Annotated in this window: 1 protein-coding gene; it reads left to right on the top strand. The window is 72.9% G+C overall.

The annotated features are described in order from the left end of the window. A partial coding sequence (locus U9J39_RS29300; protein WP_326348788.1) for an amino acid adenylation domain-containing protein occupies positions 1-3,665 on the top strand: 3,665 nt, incomplete at both ends.

The following is a 3,665-nucleotide window of genomic DNA, read 5'->3' as shown; positions in this document are numbered from 1 at the left end:
CCGGCTTGGGCGGCCAGGCCCTGTTCGATTCGATCGTCGTGTTCGAGAACTACCCGGTCGACGCGGCGCTGCGCCGCACGCCGGACGGGCTGTCGTTCTCCGGCGTGCGCAACCGGGCCGAGACCAACTATCCGCTGACGCTGCTGTTCGCGCATACCGACACGCTGCACCTGACCTGCCGCTTCGACCGCGCCGTGCTCGGCGAAGCGCAGGCGCGCACGCTGGCGCGCAGCCTGTTCGCGGTGCTGCGCCAACTGGCCGCCGACGCCGCGCGCCCGCTGGGCGAGATCGCGCTGATGGTGCCGCGCGAGGCGTGCGCCGCGCTGGCGCTGGGTGCCGATCCCCAGCCCTATCCCGCCGCGGAACCGGTGCACCGGCTGTTCGAAGCCCGTGCCGCCGCGCAGCCTGACGCGATTGCGCTGTGCTTTGGCGAGCAGCGCCTGAGCTATGCGGCGCTGAACCGCCGCGCCAACGCCCTCGCGCATCGACTGATCGCGCAAGGGGTGGGCCCGGATGTGCCGGTTGGCGTGCTGGCCGAGCGCTCCGTCGAGATGGTCGTCGCGCTGCTCGCCATCCTCAAGGCCGGCGGCGCCTACGTGCCGTTCGATCCGGACTATCCCGCCGACCGCCTGGCCTACATGATCGAGGACAGCGGCGTGGCCCTGGTGCTGGTGCAGCGCGCCGATGCGATGCCGGCGCTGCCCCGTGCCGTTGCCGCCGTCGACCTGGCCGATGCGGCGATCTATGCGAAAGGCGGCGACCACAACCCGGTCCCCGCGCTGTCGCCCGAGCACCTGGCCTATGTCATCTACACCTCCGGCTCCACCGGCCGGCCCAAGGGTGCCGGCAACCGGCACGGCGCGCTGCATAACCGGCTCTGGTGGATGCAGGCGCAGTACCGGCTGGATGCCGCCGACACCGTGCTGCAGAAGACCCCGTTCAGCTTCGACGTCTCGGTCTGGGAGTTTTTCTGGCCGCTGATGACGGGTGCGCGCCTGGCGCTGGCGGCGCCGGGCGACCATCGCGACCCGCAGCGGATCGCCGCGCTGATCGCGCAGCACCGGGTCACCACGCTGCATTTCGTGCCGGCGATGCTGCAGGCCTTCGTCGCCGACGGCGCTGTGGCCGCCGCGTGCGCGAGCCTGCGCCACATCGTCTGCAGCGGCGAGGCGCTGCCGGCGGACCTGGCCCGCCGCACCATGGCCTTGCTGCCGCGGGCGGGCCTGCACAACCTGTACGGTCCAACCGAGGCGGCGATCGACGTCACCCACTGGACCTGCCGCGACGATGGCGGGCATGCGGTGCCGATCGGACGCCCGATCGCCAATGTCAGCGCGCATGTGCTCGACGGCGCGATGCATCCGGTGCCGGACGGCATCGCGGGCGAACTGTATCTGGGCGGCGCGGGCCTGGCGCGTGGCTATCTCGGCCGGGCGGCGCTCACGGCGGAGCGTTTTGTCGCCGATCCGCACAGCGCACAGGGCGAACGGCTCTATCGCACCGGCGACCTGGCGCGGCGCCGCGCCGACGGCCAGATCGAATACCTGGGGCGGCTCGACCACCAGGTCAAGATCCGCGGCCTGCGCATCGAGCTGGGCGAGATCGAGGCGCGGCTGCTCGCGCACGGCAGCGTGCGCGAGGCCGTGGCTGTCGCACTGACCGGCGACGGTCCGGCGCGGCTGGTGGCCTATGCCGTCCCCGCGGCCGGCGCATCGATCGACGCCGACGCGCTGCGCGGCTGGCTGGCGCAGGCGCTGCCCGACTACATGGTGCCCGCCGCCATGGTCGTGCTGGAACGCATGCCGGTCACCCCCAACGGCAAGCTCGACCGGCGCGCGCTGCCGTCGCCGGAATTCGCCGGTACCGGCGCCTACGAGGCACCGCAGCCGGGCGTGGAAACGCTGCTGGCGGACACCTGGGCCGCGGTGCTGAAGGTGGCGCGCGTCGGCCGCGCCGACAACTTCTTCGAACTGGGTGGCGATTCGATCCTGAGCCTGCAGATCGTCGCGCGGCTGCGCGCGCTGGGCTGGCTGCTGACGCCCAAACAGCTGTTCGAGCGGCAAACGCTGGCGGCGGTGGCCGAGGCGTTGGCGCCGCTGGATGGCAAGGCCGACGCGGTGCCCGGCCAGGCAAGGCCGCGCCGGACCAGCCTGCGCAGCGAGGACTTTGCGCTGGCGCGCCTGTCGCAAGGCCAGCTCGACGGCCTCGGCCTCGACGCCGCGCGGGTGCAGGACCTGTACCCGCTGTCGCCGATGCAGGCGGGCATGCTGTACCACAGCGTGGCGCGCGCGGATGCCGGCAGCGCCTATATCAACCAGTTGCGGGTCGAGGTCGAGGGGCTCGATGCGGCCCGCTTCGCGCAGGCCTGGCGCGAAGCGCTCGGCAGCCACGATGCCCTGCGCACGGGCTTCCTGCAGCGCGGCGAGCAGCCGCTGCAATGGGTGGCGCACGAGGTGCCGCTGCCGCTGGCCGAACACGACTGGTCGGCGCAGCCGGCCGCGTCCGTGCAGGACGCGCTGGACCGGCTTGCCGCGGCGGACCTGGCCCGGGGCTTCGACCTGGAGTGCCCGCCGCTGATGCGGCTGACGCTGGTGCGCACCGGCCCGGACCGGCACCACCTGGTCTGGACCGTGCACCACCTGCTGCTCGATGGCTGGAGCACCTCGCAGCTGCTGGGCGAGGTGCTCAAGCGCTATGCGGGCGAGGCCGTCGCGCCGGCCGAAGGCCGCTTTGCCGACTACATCCGCTGGCTGCAGCAGCGCGACGCCGGTGCCGCGCAGGCGTTCTGGGCCGGCCAGCTCGATGGCTTCGACACGCCTACGCGGCTGGCGCACGCGCTGCCTGCGCCGGCCGGCGGCGAAGGCTACGGGCTGCTGCAGCACGACTGCGGCGCGGCGCTGACGGAACGGCTATCCGCCTACGCCCGCGCCCAGAAGGTGACGCTCAACACCGTGGTGCAGGCCGCGTGGCTGCTGCTGTTGCAGCGCTACACCGGCCAGCGCCGCGTGGCCTTCGGCGCCACCGTGGCCGGCCGCCCTGCCGACGTGCCGGGCAGCCAGCAGATGCTGGGACTGTTCATCAACACACTGCCGGTGCTGGCTGCCCCGCGCCCCGAGCAGGCGGTCGGCGACTGGCTGCGCGAACTGCAGAACTTCAACCTGGCCGCGCGCGAGCACGGGCACACGCCGCTGTCCGATATCCAGCGCTGGGGCGGCCAGGCCGGCCAGCGGCTGTTCGACAGCATCCTGGTGTTCGAGAACTTCCCGCTTGAGGACGCGCTGGCATCGGCCGGCCGCAGCGGCCTGCGCTTTGCCACGCAGGGCAGCACGGGCCTGACCGAATACGAGATGGACGTCGAGGTCAGCCTGCGCCGGACCTTGCGGCTGGGCTTCACCTACATGCGGCGCGCGTTCGACGATGTCCAGGTGGCGCGTATCTGCGCGCAGATGACGGCGCTGCTGGAAGCTATCGGCACCGCGCCGGCGCAGACCGTTGGCGCGCTCGGCCTGCTCACGCACGATGAGCAGGCGGCGCTGCTGGCGCTGGGCCAGGGCGAGGCGCCTGCCGGCGAGGCCCTGCCCGTGCACGCGCACATCGCCCGCCACGCGGCGGCGCGCCCCGATGCCGTCGCCGTGATCTGCGGCGAACAGGTGCTGCGCTACGGT

It is taken from the genome of Cupriavidus sp. SS-3 (genome assembly GCF_035818815.1).
GTDB classification, from domain to species: Bacteria; Pseudomonadota; Gammaproteobacteria; order Burkholderiales; family Burkholderiaceae; genus Cupriavidus; species Cupriavidus taiwanensis_C.
This window is presented reverse-complemented; position numbering and strand designations above follow the sequence as displayed.